Source organism: Nocardioides thalensis (assembly GCF_013410655.1).
Lineage (GTDB): Bacteria > Actinomycetota > Actinomycetes > Propionibacteriales > Nocardioidaceae > Nocardioides > Nocardioides thalensis.
In genome coordinates this window covers 2,605,909-2,621,789 of record NZ_JACCFP010000001.1, presented here as the reverse complement: position 1 = coordinate 2,621,789, position 15,881 = coordinate 2,605,909, and the positions used below count along the sequence as shown (strand labels likewise).

The window sequence follows — 15,881 nt, the reverse complement described above, 5'->3', positions numbered from 1 at the left end:
TCACCCTGACACATCGCTGGTCGGCTCCGAGGGCAGTACGGCGGACAGCGGGCCGGCCGCGGCGGCCAGCGGCTGGCTGCCGGGCACCCCCGAGCCGTCGCGCCGTCCGGTGGCCTCCGGGAGGTCGACCGGGGCGCCGCTCGCCGCGGCACCGCGGGCGGGCGCCGGCCCGGCCCAGGCGAAGACGAGGGTGTCCTCGCCCTTGAGGAAGCGGTGGCAGCGGACCCCGCCGGTGGCGCGGCCCTTCTGCGGGTACTCGGCGAAGTCGGTGACCTTCACCGCGCCCGGCTCGGTGCCGGGTAGCGCCGTGGACGACCCCGAGGCGGTCACCAGTACGGCGGGCACGCCGCCCGCGAGCGCGCCGAACCACACGACCCGCTGCTTGTCGGCGACCCGGATGCCGGCGATGCCGCCGCCCGATCGGCCCTGCGGCCGGACCGCGTCGGCACCGAACCGCAGCAGCTGGGCGTCGGAGGTCACGAAGCACAGCTCCTCGTCGCCGGTGCGCAGCTCGACCGCGCCGACCACCTCGTCGCCGTCCTTGAGCGAGATGACGTCCCACTCGTCCTTGCCGAGGACCTCGGGGTTGACCCGCTTGACGACGCCCTGCCGGGTGCCGAGCGCGAGACCGGGACCCTCGGTGGCCAGGGAGCACAGCGCGAGGGCGCGCTCGCCGGCCGCCAGCGGGAGCATCTCCGCGAGCGGGAGACCGCCCTGGAGGTTGGTCTCGTTGGCCGACGGTGGGATCGCCGGCAGGTCGAGCACGCCGAGCCGCAGGAGGCGCCCGGCGGAGGTCAGCACGCCGACCTCGCCGCGGGCCGTCGTACGGACGGCTGAGACGACCACGTCGTGGTTGGCGCGGGAGCCGCCCTCGCCGACCGGGTCGGCGCTCGCCGTGCGCGCCAGCAGGCCGGTGGAGGAGAGCAGCGCGAAGCACGGGTCGTCGGGCACCTCGAGGGGCGTCGAGGCGGCCGCGACGGCGGCGGTGCCGGCCGACTCGAGCAGCACCGTACGGCGCGGGGTGCCGTAGGTCTTGGCGACCTCGGCGAGCTCTCCGGAGACGACCTTCCGCAGCAGAGCGTCGTCGGCGAGGATCGCGTCGAGCTCCTCGATCTCCCCGCGGAGCGTCTCCTGCTCCTTCTCGAGCTCGATGCGGGAGAACTTGGTGAGCCGGCGCAGCTGCATCTCGAGGATGTACTCGGCCTGCGCCTGCGAGAGGTCGAACACCGAGATCAGGCGCTCCTTGGCGGCGCCGGAGTCGTCGCTGGTGCGGATGACCTGGATGACCTCGTCGATGTCGAGCAGCGCGATCAGGAGGCCGTCGACCAGGTGGAGGCGCTCGGCCTTCTTGTTGCGGCGGTACTGCGACCGGCGGCGGACGACCTCGTAGCGGTGCTGGAGGAAGACCTCGAGCATCTCCTTCAGGCCGAGCGTGCGCGGCTGGCCGTCGACCAGGCACACGTTGTTGATGCCGAACGTGTCCTCGAGCGGGGTCAGCTTGTAGAGCTGCTCGAGGAGCGCCTCGGGGACGAACCCGTTCTTGACCTCGATCACCAGCCGCAGGCCGTGGTCGGCGTCGGTGAGGTCCTTCATGTCCGCGATGCCCTGGACCTTCTTGCCCTGGACCAGCGTCTTGATGCGCTCCTGCACCTTCTCGGTGCCCACGCCGTAGGGGAGCTCGGTGATCACGATGCCCTTGCGGCGGCCGAACGTCTCGACCCGGGCGGTCGCGCGCATGCGGAACGTGCCCCTGCCGGTCTCGTAGGCCTCGCGGATGCCCTCGAGGCCGACGATCTTGCCGCCCGTGGGCAGGTCGGGGCCCGGGATGAACCGCATCAGGCCGTCGACGTCGGTCTTCGGGTGCTGGATCAGGTGGCGCAGCGCCTGCACGACCTCGACCAGGTTGTGGGGCGCCATGTTGGTGGCCATGCCGACCGCGATGCCGGCGGTGCCGTTGACGACGAGGTTGGGGATCGCGGCCGGGAGCACGATCGGCTCGTACTCGCGGCTGTCGTAGTTGGGCTTGAAGTCGACGGTGTCCTCGTCGATCGACTCGGTCATCGCGACCGCGGGCGAGGCCATCCGGCACTCGGTGTAGCGCATCGCGGCGGGGGAGTCGTCGGGCGAGCCGAAGTTGCCGTGGCCGTCGACCATCGGCAGCCGCACCGACCAGTCCTGGGCGATGCGGACCAGCGCGTCGTAGATCGCGCCGTCGCCGTGCGGGTGCAGCCGACCCATGACCTCACCGACGACGCGGGCGGACTTCACGTGGCCGCGGTCGGGCCGCAGGCCCATGTCGTTCATCGTGTAGAGGATGCGGCGCTGCACCGGCTTGAGGCCGTCACGCGCGTCGGGCAGCGCCCGGGAGTAGATGACCGAGTAGGCGTACTCCAGGAACGACGACTGCATCTCGTCGCGGATGTCGGTGTCGAGGATGTGCTCCTCGAAGTCGTCGGGTAGGTCTTGCTTCGTCGTACGCCGTGCCATGACGGTCATTCTTCCGAATGCCCCCGATGATTCCGGGGAGGTGGTCCGGTCAGTCCTGTCATGAGCAAGGTGATCATGCACGCAGTGGCGTCGGTCGACGGGTTCATCGCCGACGAGAACGACGAGGTCGGGCCCCTGTTCGACTGGTACTTCAACGGCGACCAGCCGCTGACCGGGGACGAGGAGCTCGCCGAGGAGCACGGACAGGACGACGGCGCCTTCCGGGTGTCGAAGGCCTCCGCCGGCTACACCCGGCCGATGTGGGACAGCATCGGGGCGATCATCCAGGGCCGGCACCTGTTCGACCTGACCAACGGCTGGGAGGCGCGGCCGCCGGCCGGTGACCACCTGTTGGTGGTGTCGCACCGGCCGAAGCCGGAAGGCTGGCACCCCGAGGCGGACGTGCCGTTCTTCGATGACGTGACGGCCGCCGTGGAGGAGGCCAAGCGCCGCGCCGGAGACCGCGTGGTGGCGATCTGCGCGGGCGAGATGGGCGGCCAGGCGCTGGCGGCCGGACTGGTCGACGAGGTCGCGATCGACGTGGTGCCGGTGGTGTTCGGCAAGGGCAAGCGGTACTTCGGGTCGGTCGACGGGCAGCACCTCCTCGAGGATCCGCACGTGGTCGTCCAGGGCGACCGGGTGCTCCACCTGGCCTTCCGGGTCCGGCGGTAGCTCCGATCGTCGGCGGAGCCACTAGATTTCTCGTGTGACCCCCGGCGATCCGACTCCGACCGACGAGATCGAGGCGCCCCCCGCCCACTGGGAGGCCGACGTCATCCTGCGCGACGGTCGTACGGCGCACATCCGCCCCATGAGCGGCGACGACGAGGACCTGCTGGTCTCGTTCTACGACCGGGTGTCGGACGAGTCGAAGTACTACCGCTTCTTCTCGCCCATGCCGAAGCTCTCCGAGCGCGACATCCGTCGGTTCACCCACGTCGACCACCACAACCGGGTGGCCCTGGTGATGATCCTCCAGGGCCGGATGATCGCCGTGGGGCGCTACGACGTCGTCGAGCCGCGGGAGGCCGAGGTCGCTTTCCTCGTCGAGGACGAGCACCAGGGCCGCGGCATCGCCCAGCTGCTGCTCGAGCACCTCGCGCAGGCCGGTCGGGAGAACGGCGTCGAGCGGTTCACCGCCGAGGTGCTGCCCGACAACCACCGGATGATCCAGACGTTCCGCGACGCGGGCTACCGCGTGGCGAGCGGGTACGCCGACGGCGTCGTCACCCTCGAGTTCCCGATCGACCCGACCGACACCGCGATCGGGAAGATGCACAACCGCGAGCACGTGGCGGAGGCGGCGTCGATACACCGCTTCTTCCACCCCCGCTCGGTGGCGATCATCGGGGCCAGCCGCCGCCAGGACACGATCGGGCAGGTCCTCGTCCGCAACCTGGTGACCGCCGACTTCACGGGCCGCGTCTACGTCGTCAACCCGAGCGCCACCGCGGTGAGCGGCATGCCGGCGTACAAGAACGTCAACGAGATCCCCGACGACGTCGACGTCGCGATCGTGGCCGTGCCGGCCGACAAGGTGACCGACGTGGTGCTCGACTGCGCCGCCAAGGGCGTCCATGGCCTGATCGTCATCTCCTCCGGCTTCGCCGAGACCGGTGAGGAGGGCCGCCGGAGGCAGCGGCACCTGGTCGGCCTGTCCCGCTCCTACGGGCTGCGCCTGATCGGCCCCAACTGCCTCGGCGTGATCAACACCGACCCGACCGTCCAGGTCAACGCGTCGCTGTCGTCGGTCATGCCGACCCGCGGCCGCGCCGGCTTCTTCTGCCAGTCCGGCGCGCTCGGCTCCGCGATCCTGGAGAAGGTCCGCAACCGGGGCCTCGGTCTCTCGACGTTCGTCAGCGCGGGCAACCGCGCCGACGTCTCCGGCAACGACCTCCTCCAGTACTGGGAGGAGGACGACTCCACCGAGGTCGTCATGATGTACCTGGAGTCGATCGGTAACCCGCGCAAGTTCTCCCGCATCGCCCGCCGGGTCTCCAAGCGCAAGCCGATCGTCGCCGTCCGCTCGGGCCGGACGACCCAGGGCGTCCCCATGGGCCATGCCGTACGGCGCATCGGCGCCCCCCAGGCGGCGGTCGACGCGATGTTCCGCCAGGCCGGCGTCATCCAGGTCGACGACCTCGACGCGATGTTCGACGTGGCGCAGCTGCTCGCCCACCAGCCGCTGCCACGCGGGCGCCGGGTCGCGATCGTCGGCAACTCCGACGCGCTCGGCCTGCTGGCCGCCGACGCCGCGTCGGCGGTCGGGTTGGTCGTCAACCGGAGCGTCGCGCTCGGCGCCGACGCCACCGCGGAGGACTTCGAGGACGCGCTCGACCAGGCCATCGACGACCCCGACGTCGACTCCGTCGTCGCCGTCTACATCCCGCCCCTCGACGTGTCCGGCGAGGACGTCGCCAACGTGCTCGCCGCGGTGGGGGAGCAGTCCGACAAGCCGTTGGTCTCGACCTTCCTCGGCGCGGAGGGCATCCCCGAGCTGCTGCGGGTGCCCGACGTCGCGGGCTCCACCGCCGGGCGCGGGTCGGTGCCGTCGTACCCTGCCGTGGAGGCCGCGGTCCGCGCTCTCGCGCGCGTGGTCGAGTACGCCGTGTGGGTCCGCACGCCCGACGGACCGATGGCCGACCCCGGCGACATCAGGCCCGACGCCGCGCGCAACCTGGTGCTCGGGATGGTCAACGACGCGCCGGGCGAGGTCGAGCTCGGGCCGGACCAGACGCGCGACCTGCTGGCGACGTACGGCATCGAGCTGTGGCCCGCCACGCCCGTCGCGACGCTCAAGGACGCCCAGGCCGCGGGCAAGGAGCTCGGCTGGGACGTGGTGCTCAAGTCGACGGAGGCGTCGGTGCGTGAGCGGCCCGACCTGGCCCACGTCTGGCGCAACATCTCCGGCCCGTCGGAGATGAAGGAGGCGTGGGCGCAGCTCACCGGGATCATCAGCGACCCCGAGCGCGCGGCCTTCGTGGTGCAGAAGAACGCGCCGCCGGGCGTGCCGATCGCGGTGCGGTCGCTGGAGGACCCGCTGTTCGGGCCCGTGGTCTCGTTCGGGATCTCCGGGCCGGTGATCGAGCTGCTGGGGGACTGGTCCTACCGGATCCCGCCCCTGGGCGAGCACGACGTCGCGTCCATGGTCCGCGAGGTCAAGAGCTCACCGCTGCTGTTCGGCTACCGCGGCACCGAGCTGGTCGACGTCGCGTCCGTCGAGCGCCTGGTCACTAAGGTGGCCCAGCTGCAGAACGACCTGCCGCAGATCAGCTCGGTCGACCTGTCGCTGGTGCTCGCCGGCACCAGCGGCGTCAACGTGCTGACGGCAAGCGTGCGGATCCACCCGGTGCGCGACCCCCGGCCCGACTCGTACGTGCGCCGGCTCAGCGACGTCACAGCCACCCTCCCGGACTGACGGGCGCGCGGCCGGCGTCGACGGGCCGGGGATAGGGTCGGGGTCATGCCCGACGTCCGTGCCCACGACCGTGATCGCTCCCGGGAGCTGCGTGCGGCCATCGACCGGACCGGCTACTACCCCGAGGTGGTGGCCGACGCGGTCGTCGAGGCCGTCGGCGGCGAGGACGTGGTGTCGTTCTACGTCCATCACGAGCCGACGTTCGAGCGCGACGAGGTGCGCCGCCACCAGTCGGTGATCGTGCTGACGCCGACCCGGTTGATCCTGGCCCACACCGACGAGCACACCGGCGACGACCTGCTGCCCGAGCCCTACACGTCGACCTCCACCGAGGCGGTCAACCTCGGCTCGGTCACGTCGGTCGTGGTCACCCGGATGACGACCAGCCCGTCGCAGGGTCCGCGCCCGCCCGCGGAGGCCGTGCTCACGATCGGCTGGGGCGGCGTCCACCGGGTCGACCTCGAGCCGGCCGGCTGCAACGACCCCCAGTGCGAGGCCGACCACGGCTACACGGGCGTCCTGGCCTCCGACGACTTCTCGCTGCGGGTCTCGGCCGCGGCCGACGGACCGCACGCGGTGGAGGGGCTCCTCTCCTTCGCCGCGTCGCTGTCCGCGCGGACGCGGGGCTGACGAGTTGGCCGAGCAGTCCAGCGACCCCTTCTGCGAGCCGAGGTACGGCGACCGCTCGCTCGGTGACGTCGTACCGGCCGTGTCGGCGGCCCTCGGCACGCCGGTCGGCACCACGCCGAGCGGGCTCGCCCTGCCGGACGCGGCGTCGTACGTCGTGTTCCTGATCGACGGGCTCGGCGCGCAGCTGCTCGACCGCTACGGCCACGCCGCGCCGTACCTCTCCTCGCTGCTGGCGGGCGGCCACGCCCCGATGACCGCGAGCGTGCCGTCGACGACCTCCACCAGCCTGACCTCGCTGGGCACCGGCCTGGTGCCCGGCGGGCACGGGCTCGTGGGGTTCACGACGCGCGTGCCGGCGACCGGCGACCTGCTCAACGCGCTCGTGTGGGACGCCGACGTCGACCCGCTCCAGTGGCAGCCCCACCAGACGGCGTTCGCGGCGATGCAGGCGGCCGGCACCCGGGTGAGCGTGGTCAACAAGCGCGAGTTCGACGGCAGCGGCCTGACCGTGGCGGCCCACCGAGGTGCCGACTACGTCGGTGTCGACCGGGTCGGCGAGCGGATCGCCGCCGTGGTCGCGGCGTCGAGCGCGCGCCCGTCGCTCACCTACGTCTACGACGGCGACCTCGACTGGACCGGCCACCGCTGGGGGGTCGCCTCGAGCCAATGGCTCCAGCAGCTGGCGATGATCGACCACGAGGCCGAGCAGCTGCGTGAGGCGCTGCCTCCCGACCGGCGGCTGCTGGTCATCGCCGACCACGGCATGGTCGACGTGCCGGCCGACGGCCGGATCGATCTGGCCGACGACGAGGAGCTGTGCCGCGGCATCGCCCTGGTCGGCGGCGAGGCGCGGTTCCGCCATCTCTACTGCCGTAGCGGCTCCGTCGACGACGTCGTCTCGACCTGGCGCGAGGTGCTGGGCGAGCGCGCCGACGTGCTCACGCGCGCCGAGGCGATCGGCCGCGGCTGGTTCGGCGGGGTCGACCCGACCGTGCTGCCGCGGATCGGCGACGTGGTCGTCGCCTGCCATGGCGACTTCGCCGTGATGTCGACCGAGGGCTTCCCCTACGAGAAGCGGCTGGTCGGCATGCACGGTTCGCTCACCCCCGCCGAGATGCTCATCCCCGTCCTGCTGGATTGAGACGCCGGAGGTTTCGAGGCTCGGCCGTGGCCGGCCTCGCACCTCAACCACCGGCGGCGCCGAACCTTTCGTGTTCTCATCTCGTCTGGGCGGGTGAGCGGGGCGACAGGCCTCGGATGATCGGAGGCACGATGGCTGGTCGGGACAGAGCCGCGTTCGCGGACTTCGTCGCCGCGCGCTCCGGTGCGCTGCACCGTGCGGCGTACCTGATGGTCGGTGACGTCGGCCTGGCGCAGGACCTCGTGCAGGAGGCGCTCACCAAGACCTACGTCGCCTGGCCGCGCCTGCGCGACTCCGCCAACGCCGAGGCCTACACGCGCAAGGTCATCACCAACACCGCGATCACGTGGTTCCGGCGCAAGGGCTGGAACGCCGAGCGGGTCAGCGAGCACCTGCCGGAGCAGGCCCACGCCGGTCATGCGGATCACGTCAGCGACCGCGCCGCCCTGATGGACGCGCTCTCCCAGCTGCCGCCCCGACAGCGCGCCGCGATCGTGCTCCAATTCTACGACGACATGACCGAGGCCCAGACCGCAGCGGCCATGGACTGCGCGGTCGGCACGGTGAAGAGCCAGGTCTCGGCCGGGCTCACGAAGCTGCGCGCCCTGCTGGGCGACGCCGTGGACCTCGACGACCTGATGCCCACTGGAGGTGCGGCATGACCGAGAAGCTGAAGACCCTCATGGACGATGCGGCTGAGGCAGCCGGGGTGGACTTCGCCACCCCCGACCTCGACACGATCTACCGCGACGGCGACAAGGCCGTACGGCGCCGCCGGCTCGTGGTCGGCGCGGCCGGGCTGGCCGCCGCTGCGGTCGTGACGACCGCCGTCGTGCTGACCCAGGGCGGCGACGAGACGGAGGTCGCCGACAGCGAGCTCGCCACCGACGTGCCGATGTGGGCCCAGGGCAGCACGCTCCGCACGCCGGACCGGACCTATGACCTGGGCGTCGAGGTGACGACGCTCGGCCGGACGACGGAGGGCGTGGTCTACGCCAATCGCGATGGTGACGTCTACACCTTCGACGGCCGCGCGAGCGTGCAGGTCGGCGAGGCGGCCCAGAGCCCGTACGGCGCGTTGGTCGCCGACAGCGACGGCACGCTCGTTGGCTGGGTCGAGGGTGACAAGGGCGACCAGCGGTTCGTCGTCCTCGACATGGCGACCGGTGACCGGGACACGTTCGAGGCGCACGCCGACCCCGACCACCCCGGCGTGCAAGGGATGTCGATGTTCCTTGCGCTCGACGGAAGCACGGCGTACTGGCTGGACGGTGGGGCCATGGTCGCCACCGACCTCGGCAGCGGGGAGTCGCGCCCGATCAGCCAGGGGGACGGCCTGACCCTGGTGGTCGCGGCTGAGAACGGCCTTGCCGTGAACTGGATCGAGGACGAGGACGGCGGCGACCGCGGAACGGACGTTGTCGACGCCGACGGGGACGTGCTCCTCGGCCATGCCGACGTCGGTGAGGTCGCGGTGCTCTCGCCCGATGCCACCTGGGCGTCCAGCATGGAGCTGCCTGCGGTGTGGGAGGTGGGCACCGGGCGGCAGGTCATGCTCGACCTCGGCGGCACCCCCGAGGGGATGGGCTTCGACTGGCTCGACGAGGCGACATTGATGGTTGTGGCCGAGGCTGACGACCGCGGGCTCCTCCGGCTGATGAAGTGCCAGGTTCCCTCGGGGGATTGCACCGAGGTGGCCGAGATCAACCCCGAGGACGGCTGGGTGTCGGTGCCGACGGGCGGGCTGATGACGATGGCCGCGTTCGCGTCGGGAGACGCGCAGGTGGCCGAGGAGGAGGCGGTGGAGGTGGAACCGTCCGAGACGACCAGCACGGAGCGTCCCGAGTAGGTCTGGCACGATTCACCGCGTGGCGGAGCTGACCTTCTGGACGGGCACGATGGACGCGGGCAAGTCGACGCTGGCCCTCCAGACCAACCACAACCACGCCGCGCGCGGCCGGATCGGCCGCCTGTTCACCTCGCACGACCGCGCGGGCGTCGCGCTGGTGTCCTCCCGGCTGGGCCTCACCCAGAACGCGGAGGAGGTCACGCCTGAGCTGGACTTCTGGCGCTACACCGTCGAGGCGCTCACCCAGGGGGCGCGGATCGACTACTTCGTGTGCGACGAGGCGCAGTTCTACACCGCCGAGCAGATCGACCAGCTCGCCAAGATCGTCGACGAGCTCCAGATCGACGTGTTCTGCTTCGGGATCCTCACCGACTTCCGCACCCGGCTGTTCCCGGGGTCCGCCCGTCTGGTCGAGCTCGCCGACCGCACCGAGGTGCTCCAGGTCGAGGCGCTGTGCTGGTGCGGCAAGCGCGCCACCCACAACGCCCGCACCGAGGACGGCGTGATGGTCACCGAGGGCGAGGTCATCGTCGTCGGCGACGTCGAGACCGCCGATGGGCCGCCGCCGGAGGTGGCCTACGAGGTGCTCTGCCGGCAGCACCACCGGCGGGGGCTCACGGCGGCGAGGGCGCGAGCTGTGTCACTCGCACCGGACCCGCTCCCGTTCGGCTCGTAGCGCCGGAGGTTTCGAGGCTCGGCCGCGGGCGGCCTCGCACCTCAACCACCGGCGACGTCTCGGCCGCGGGCGGCCTCGCGCCTCAACCACCGGCGACGTCTCGGCCGCGGGCGGCCTCGCGCCTCAACCACCGGCGACGTCTCGGCCGCGGGCGGCCTCGCACCTCGACCACCGGCGGCAGCAATACTTCTCCGCATGTCCGACCTGAGGATCCCGCGCGACCGCGACGACGACTACTCGGCAGCCGCCATCAAGGCACGCCATGAGCTGGTGCGCGAGCACACCGACAGCACCCTCGAGCACGTGGCGTCGTACTCGCTCGACTCCGGGACGCTGCCGGGCAACATCGAGAACTTCATCGGCGTCGCGCAGGTGCCGATCGGGCTGGCCGGGCCGCTGCTCGTCAACGGCGAGCACGCGCAGGGGGAGTTCCTGGTGCCGCTGGCCACCACGGAGGGCACGCTCGTCGCGTCGTACTCCCGCGGCATGAAGCTGACCCGCGAGGCGGGCGGCATCACCACCACGGTGCTCGACGACAAGATGCAGCGGGCCCCGGTCTTCAGCTTCGACAGCGCCCGCGAGGCCAAGGCGTTCTCGGCCTGGCTCGACGAGCACTTCGACGAGATCGCGGCGGCCGCGCAGACCACGACGAGGTCGGGCCGGCTGGTCGAGATCCAGAAGTTCTCGGTGTCCAAGCTCCTCTACACCCGGTTCAACTACACGACCGGCGACGCGGCCGGCCAGAACATGACCGGGAAGGCGACGTTCGCCGCCTGCGCGTGGATCAAGCAGAACTACCCGGGCGAGCTGCACTTCCTGCTCGAGGGCCAGTTCGCGACCGACAAGAAGACGTCGGTCGTCAACATGCTGCACACCCGCGGCAAGAGGGTGGTCGCCGAGATCACGCTCCCGGCCGCGCTGGTCGAGGAGCACATGAACGTCACGACCGACAAGCTGTGGGCGGCCCGGCTCCGCGGCCAGCTCGGCGCGTTCATGTCGGTGACCAACAACAACGGCAACCACTCCGCCAACGGCATCACGGCCATGTTCATCGCCACCGGCCAGGACGTCGCCAACGTCGCGGAGAGCTCGGCCCTCTACGGCTTCTCCGAGCTGCTGCCGAACGGCGACCTCTACACCTCGATCACGATCCCGTCGTTGATCATCGCGACGTACGGCGGCGGCACCGGGCTGGCGACGCAACGGGAGTGCCTCGAGCTGCTCGGCTGCTACGGCGCCGGTGGGGTACGCAAGCTGGCCGAGATCATCGCCGCCACGGTCCTTGCGGGCGAGCTGTCGCTGGGCTCGGCCGTGGTGGCGGAGGAGTGGGTCGAGGCGCACGACAATCTGGGTCGCAACCGCCCTTGACCGTTCTCTAGGGTGGGCCGCGTGAGCCTTGATGCGCTGCTGAAGTCCAGTGACCTGCCCTACCAGCTCCCGCGGTTCGCGGACATCACCGACGACGACTACGGGCCCGCGCTGGACGCGGCGATGGCCTCGCAGCTCGGCGCCGTGCAGGCGATCACCGGCAACCCGGGCGAGCCGACGTTCGACAACACGCTGAAGCCGCTCGAGGAGAGCGGCACCGCCCTCCAGCGGGTGCTCCGGGTGCTCGGCAACAAGGCCGGAGCCGACAGCAACGACAAGATCGACGCGATCCGCGCCGAGTACGCGCCCAAGCTCGCCGCTCACGGCGACGCGATCCTCCTGGACTCGGCCCTGTTCGCCCGCCTGCAGGCGGTCCACGACGCCCGGGAGGCCCTCGACCCCGAGTCGCGCTACCTCGTCGAGCGCTACGTCACCGAGTTCACCCTCGCCGGCGCCGCGCTCGGCGACGACGACAAGGCCAGACTGAAGGAGCTCAACGCCGCCATCTCCTCGCAGGAGACCGCGTTCGAGATCGCGCTCCAGGCCGACAGCAACGACCTGGCCGTCGTCATCGACGACGCAACCGAGCTCGACGGCCTGACCCCGGGGGAGATCTCCGCTGCCGCCGCCGCGGCGGAGGCGCGCGGACTCGACGGCAAGTACCTGCTGACCCTCGTGCTGCCCACCGGCCACCCGCACCTGGCCTCGCTGACCGATCGCGACGTACGGCGCCGCCTGGCCGTCGCGCAGCGCGCGCGGGGGAGCCGCGGCAACGATCACGACACCCGGGCGATCCTGCTCGACATCCTGCGCCTGCGCGCCGAGCGCGCCCGGCTGCTGGGCTTCGACAACCACGCTGCGGTGGTCACCGCGGACAACACGGCCGGGACCCCGGCCGCCGTACGCGCGATGCTCGAGCGGCTCGCCGCTCCCGCCGCGGCCAACGCCCGCGCCGAGCAGGAGGCCCTCTCCGAGGAGGCCGGGTTCCCGATCGAGGCGCACGACTGGGCCTTCTACGCGGGCAAGGTGCGGGCCGCGAAGTACGACGTCGACCTGGGCGCGCTCCGGCCGTGGTTCGAGGCCGACCGGGTGCTGAAGGACGGGATCTTCTTCGCGGCCAACCGGCTCTACGGCATCACGTTCACCGAGCGCGAGGACCTCGAGGGCTACCACCCCGACGTCCGGGTCTTCGAGGTGCACGAGGAGGACGGGACGCCCGTTGGGCTCTACCTGCTCGACCTCTACACGCGGGACTCCAAGCGCGGGGGCGCCTGGATGAACAGCTTCGTCGACCAGTCGCAGCTGCTCGGCATCGACACCGCGATCGTGGTCAACAACCTCAACGTCCCCAAGCCGGCCGAGGGCGAGCCGACGCTGCTGACGTTCGACGAGACCACCACGTTCTTCCACGAGTTCGGGCACGCGCTGCACGGGCTGCTGGGGCGGGCGACGTACCCGAAATTCTCGGGCACCAACGTCTTCCGCGACTTCGTCGAGTACCCGTCGCAGGTCAACGAGATGTGGATGCTGTGGCCCGAGGTGCTGGCCAATTACGCCGTGCACCACGAGACCGGTGAGCCGATCCCGGCCGAGGTGATCGAGCGGCTCGAGGCCTCGGCGGTGTTCAACGAGGGGTTCGGTACGTCGGAGTACCTCGCGGCCGCGCTGCTCGACCTCGCCTGGCACGAGCTGTCCGCGGACGAGGTGCCGACCGACGTCGACGCCGTCGCGGACTTCGAGGCGAAGGCGCTCGCCGCGGTCGGGCTCGACAACCCGGCGGTGCCCGCGCGCTACTCGACGCCGTACTTCGCGCACTCGTTCTCGTCGGGCTACGCGGCGGCGTACTACTCCTACATCTGGAGCGAGGTGCTCGACGCCGACACCGTCGCCTGGTTCAAGGAGAGCGGCGGCCTGACCCGCGAGAACGGCGACCTCTACCGACGCTACGTGATCGGCATCGGCGGCACCCGCGACCCGCTCGAGTCCTACCGCGAGTGGCGTGGCCGTCCCGCCCCGATCGAGCCGCTCCTGGAGCGCCGCGGCCTGGCCTGACCGCGGGTCGGCCGGGTGAGAGTGACCTATACGTCACTCTCACCCGGCCGACTCGGGCCTGTGGAGGACCGGAGCACCACTCCTCCGTTTCGGGCACCCTGCTTCCATGTCTCGGGAGGACTGGCGACGCGTGGCCGATGCTCAGTGCGGTCTCATCACCCGCGGCCAACTGGGTGCGCTCGGCATCGACCGCTGGGCGATCCGGCACCGCGTGTCGTCGGGGCGGTGGATCGAGCTCACCCCGACGGTCATCGGCACGACGACCGGCCAGCTGTCCCGCGACCAGATGATGTGGCTCGGCGTGCTCCACGGCGGCGACACTGCGTTGGTCGGAGACCTGACGGCCGCCGAGGTCGCTGGGCTGCGGAACTGGCACCGCGACGAGGTCACGATCCTGGTGCCGCACGGTGCCGACGTCGGGGCCGGCTGTACCGGGATCCGATTCCGCTGGATCCGTCGCAACCTCGAGGAATTGCGCCGGTCCGCGGGAGGACTGCCTGTGTGCCGCTACGAGCCCGCGGTCCTCCTGTTTGCCTCCCGCCAGCGATCCACTCGAACGGCCGAGGGCATCCTGGCCGCGTCTGTCCAGCAGCAGCTCACCTCGCCTGCAGCGCTGCTCGAGTGGATCGATCGGCTCACGCCGCTTCGCGGCGCGGCTCGCTTCCGGCAGTGTCTCGCGGAGATTGCGGGAGGAGCCCACTCCGTGGGGGAGCTCGACGTGAAGCGCATGTGCAAGCGGTTCGGCATCAAACCCCCGGATCGACAAGTGCGGCGCCGCGATTCCCAAGGGCGTCTGCGATTCACCGACTGCGAGTGGCGTCTGCCCGACGGGCGCACGCTCGTCCTCGAGGTCGATGGCGGCTTCCACATGGACGTGGAGCATTGGGAGGACGACCTGGCCAGGCAGCGCGCGCTCACGTCTCCCCCGCGCATCGTCGTCCGGTGCACCACTCGCGAGCTCCGGGACGAACCGGGACGAGTCGCGCACGATCTGCTGCTACTGGGTGTCCCCGCCGCGTGAGTCGGCCGGGTGAGAGTGGTCTATCGGTCACTCTCACCCGGCCGACTCGAGCAGTACGGTGAGTGTCATGCGATCGGGCCGTCTCTCCACAGTTCTCGCGGTGCTGGTGCTCACCTGTCTTGGCGGGCGCGCCGACGCCGTGCCTACCGAGGCGGAGGGGGATCCGGGCCGCACGGACCTGCCGGGCTTCCGGGTCACCACCGTCGCCGACGGCCTCGCGATCCCGTGGGACGTGCAGTCGATCGGTGGCGGGCGACTGCTGTTCACCGAGCGCGACAGTCGCAGCATCACGCTGATCGACGCCGACCGCGAGCTGCACCCCGTCGAGATCGACAACGGCTCGCTGTGGTCGTCGGGCGAGACCGGCCTGATGGGGCTCGAGGTCGACCCGGGCTTCGACAAGAACCGCCGGATCTACACCTGTTCCGGCTGGACCAAGAACGACGGCAGCCACGACATCCGGGTCCACGCCTGGCGGCTCAGTGAGGACCTCGGCTCCGCCACCCGCACCGAGACGCTCGTCGCCGGCCTGCCGACGACGAGTGGCCGGCACGGCGGCTGCCGCCTGCTGGTCCTGCGCGACGGCTCGCTGCTCGTCGGCACCGGCGATGCCGCGCAGACCGAGAACCCGCAGAACCGCAACAGCCTCGGCGGCAAGACCCTGCGCCTCGACCGCATGACCGGCGCGCCCTGGCCGCGCAACAAGTGGGCCGACGAGAAGGGCCGTCAGCGCTACGTCTTCACCTACGGCCACCGCAACGTCCAGGGCCTCGCGCAGCGCGCCGACGGCACGCTCTGGTCGGCCGAGCACGGCACCTACCGCGACGACGAGATCAACCGGCTCGGCAACGGCCGCAACTACGGCTGGCAGCCCGGCCCCGGTTACGACGAGAGCCCGCCGATGACCGACTTCTCCCTGCCGGGCAAGCAGTACGGCGCCCGGTGGAGCTCGGGCGAGCCGACGATCGCGACGAGCGGCGCCACCTTCGTCGCCGGCAAGGAGTGGGGCGTGCTGAGGGGCACCATGGCCGTCGGGGTCCTCGCGGGCAGCCGCCTGATGTTCGTGAAGTTCAGCGCCGACGGCAAGCTGAGGTGGACGAAGGCCCCGGCGGCGCTGAAGGAGTTCGGCCGCTTGCGGTCGGTGACGCGCGTCGGCAACGCGCTGCTCGTCACGACCTCCAACGGCAGCAACGACAAGATCCTGCGGATCACCCCGCAGCCCTGAGTGACATTGCGACG

Annotated in this window: 12 protein-coding genes; 11 read left to right on the top strand and 1 reads right to left on the bottom strand. The window is 71.2% G+C overall.

The window, feature by feature from the left end; all coding sequences use genetic code 11:
• Positions 1-2,487: a DNA gyrase/topoisomerase IV subunit A gene (locus tag HNR19_RS12745; RefSeq protein ID WP_179668267.1), complete on the bottom strand. Its 2,487-nt coding sequence runs from the start codon at positions 2,485-2,487 to the stop codon at positions 1-3.
• A 60-nt stretch (positions 2,488-2,547) separates the two neighbouring features.
• Between HNR19_RS12745 and HNR19_RS12740 the strand changes: the two genes are divergently transcribed.
• The 11 genes from HNR19_RS12740 to HNR19_RS12690 all read left to right on the top strand — a co-directional run bounded on the left by HNR19_RS12740 (position 2,548) and on the right by HNR19_RS12690 (position 15,867).
• Complete coding sequence (locus HNR19_RS12740) at positions 2,548-3,159, top strand: dihydrofolate reductase family protein (RefSeq protein ID WP_179668266.1); 612 nt, start codon at positions 2,548-2,550, stop codon at positions 3,157-3,159.
• A gap of 34 nt (positions 3,160-3,193) precedes the next feature.
• On the top strand, positions 3,194-5,905 hold the full coding sequence (locus tag HNR19_RS12735) for a bifunctional acetate--CoA ligase family protein/GNAT family N-acetyltransferase (RefSeq protein ID WP_343047174.1): 2,712 nt from the start codon (positions 3,194-3,196) through the stop codon (positions 5,903-5,905).
• A gap of 45 nt (positions 5,906-5,950) precedes the next feature.
• Complete coding sequence (locus HNR19_RS12730; RefSeq protein ID WP_179668265.1) at positions 5,951-6,535, top strand: DUF5998 family protein; 585 nt, start codon at positions 5,951-5,953, stop codon at positions 6,533-6,535.
• 4 nt (positions 6,536-6,539) lie between these two features.
• Positions 6,540-7,676 carry an alkaline phosphatase family protein gene (locus HNR19_RS12725; RefSeq protein ID WP_179668264.1) on the top strand — a complete coding sequence of 379 codons (1,137 nt, stop codon included), beginning with the start codon at positions 6,540-6,542 and terminating at the stop codon, positions 7,674-7,676.
• Positions 7,677-7,807: 131 nt separating this feature from the next.
• A complete protein-coding gene (locus HNR19_RS12720; RefSeq protein WP_179668263.1) occupies positions 7,808-8,338 on the top strand; it encodes a SigE family RNA polymerase sigma factor in 531 nt (176 codons plus the stop codon).
• Entirely contained in the window at positions 8,335-9,525 is a 1,191-nt protein-coding gene (locus tag HNR19_RS12715; protein ID WP_179668262.1) for a hypothetical protein, read from the top strand. Before HNR19_RS12720 ends, HNR19_RS12715 begins: the two co-directional genes overlap by 4 nt.
• A 19-nt stretch (positions 9,526-9,544) precedes the next feature.
• On the top strand, positions 9,545-10,201 hold the full coding sequence (locus HNR19_RS12710) for a thymidine kinase (RefSeq protein WP_179668261.1): 657 nt from the start codon (positions 9,545-9,547) through the stop codon (positions 10,199-10,201).
• Between the two features lie 195 nt (positions 10,202-10,396).
• A complete protein-coding gene (locus HNR19_RS12705) occupies positions 10,397-11,569 on the top strand; it encodes a hydroxymethylglutaryl-CoA reductase (protein WP_179668260.1) in 1,173 nt (390 codons plus the stop codon).
• A gap of 21 nt (positions 11,570-11,590) precedes the next feature.
• Complete coding sequence (locus HNR19_RS12700) at positions 11,591-13,621, top strand: M3 family metallopeptidase (protein WP_343047173.1); 2,031 nt, start codon at positions 11,591-11,593, stop codon at positions 13,619-13,621.
• 106 nt (positions 13,622-13,727) lie between these two features.
• On the top strand, positions 13,728-14,642 hold the full coding sequence (locus tag HNR19_RS12695) for a PDDEXK family nuclease (RefSeq protein WP_179668259.1): 915 nt from the start codon (positions 13,728-13,730) through the stop codon (positions 14,640-14,642).
• A 67-nt stretch (positions 14,643-14,709) separates the two neighbouring features.
• Positions 14,710-15,867: a PQQ-dependent sugar dehydrogenase gene (locus HNR19_RS12690; RefSeq protein WP_179668258.1), complete on the top strand. Its 1,158-nt coding sequence runs from the start codon at positions 14,710-14,712 to the stop codon at positions 15,865-15,867.
• The last annotated feature ends 14 nt before the right edge of the window (positions 15,868-15,881 follow it).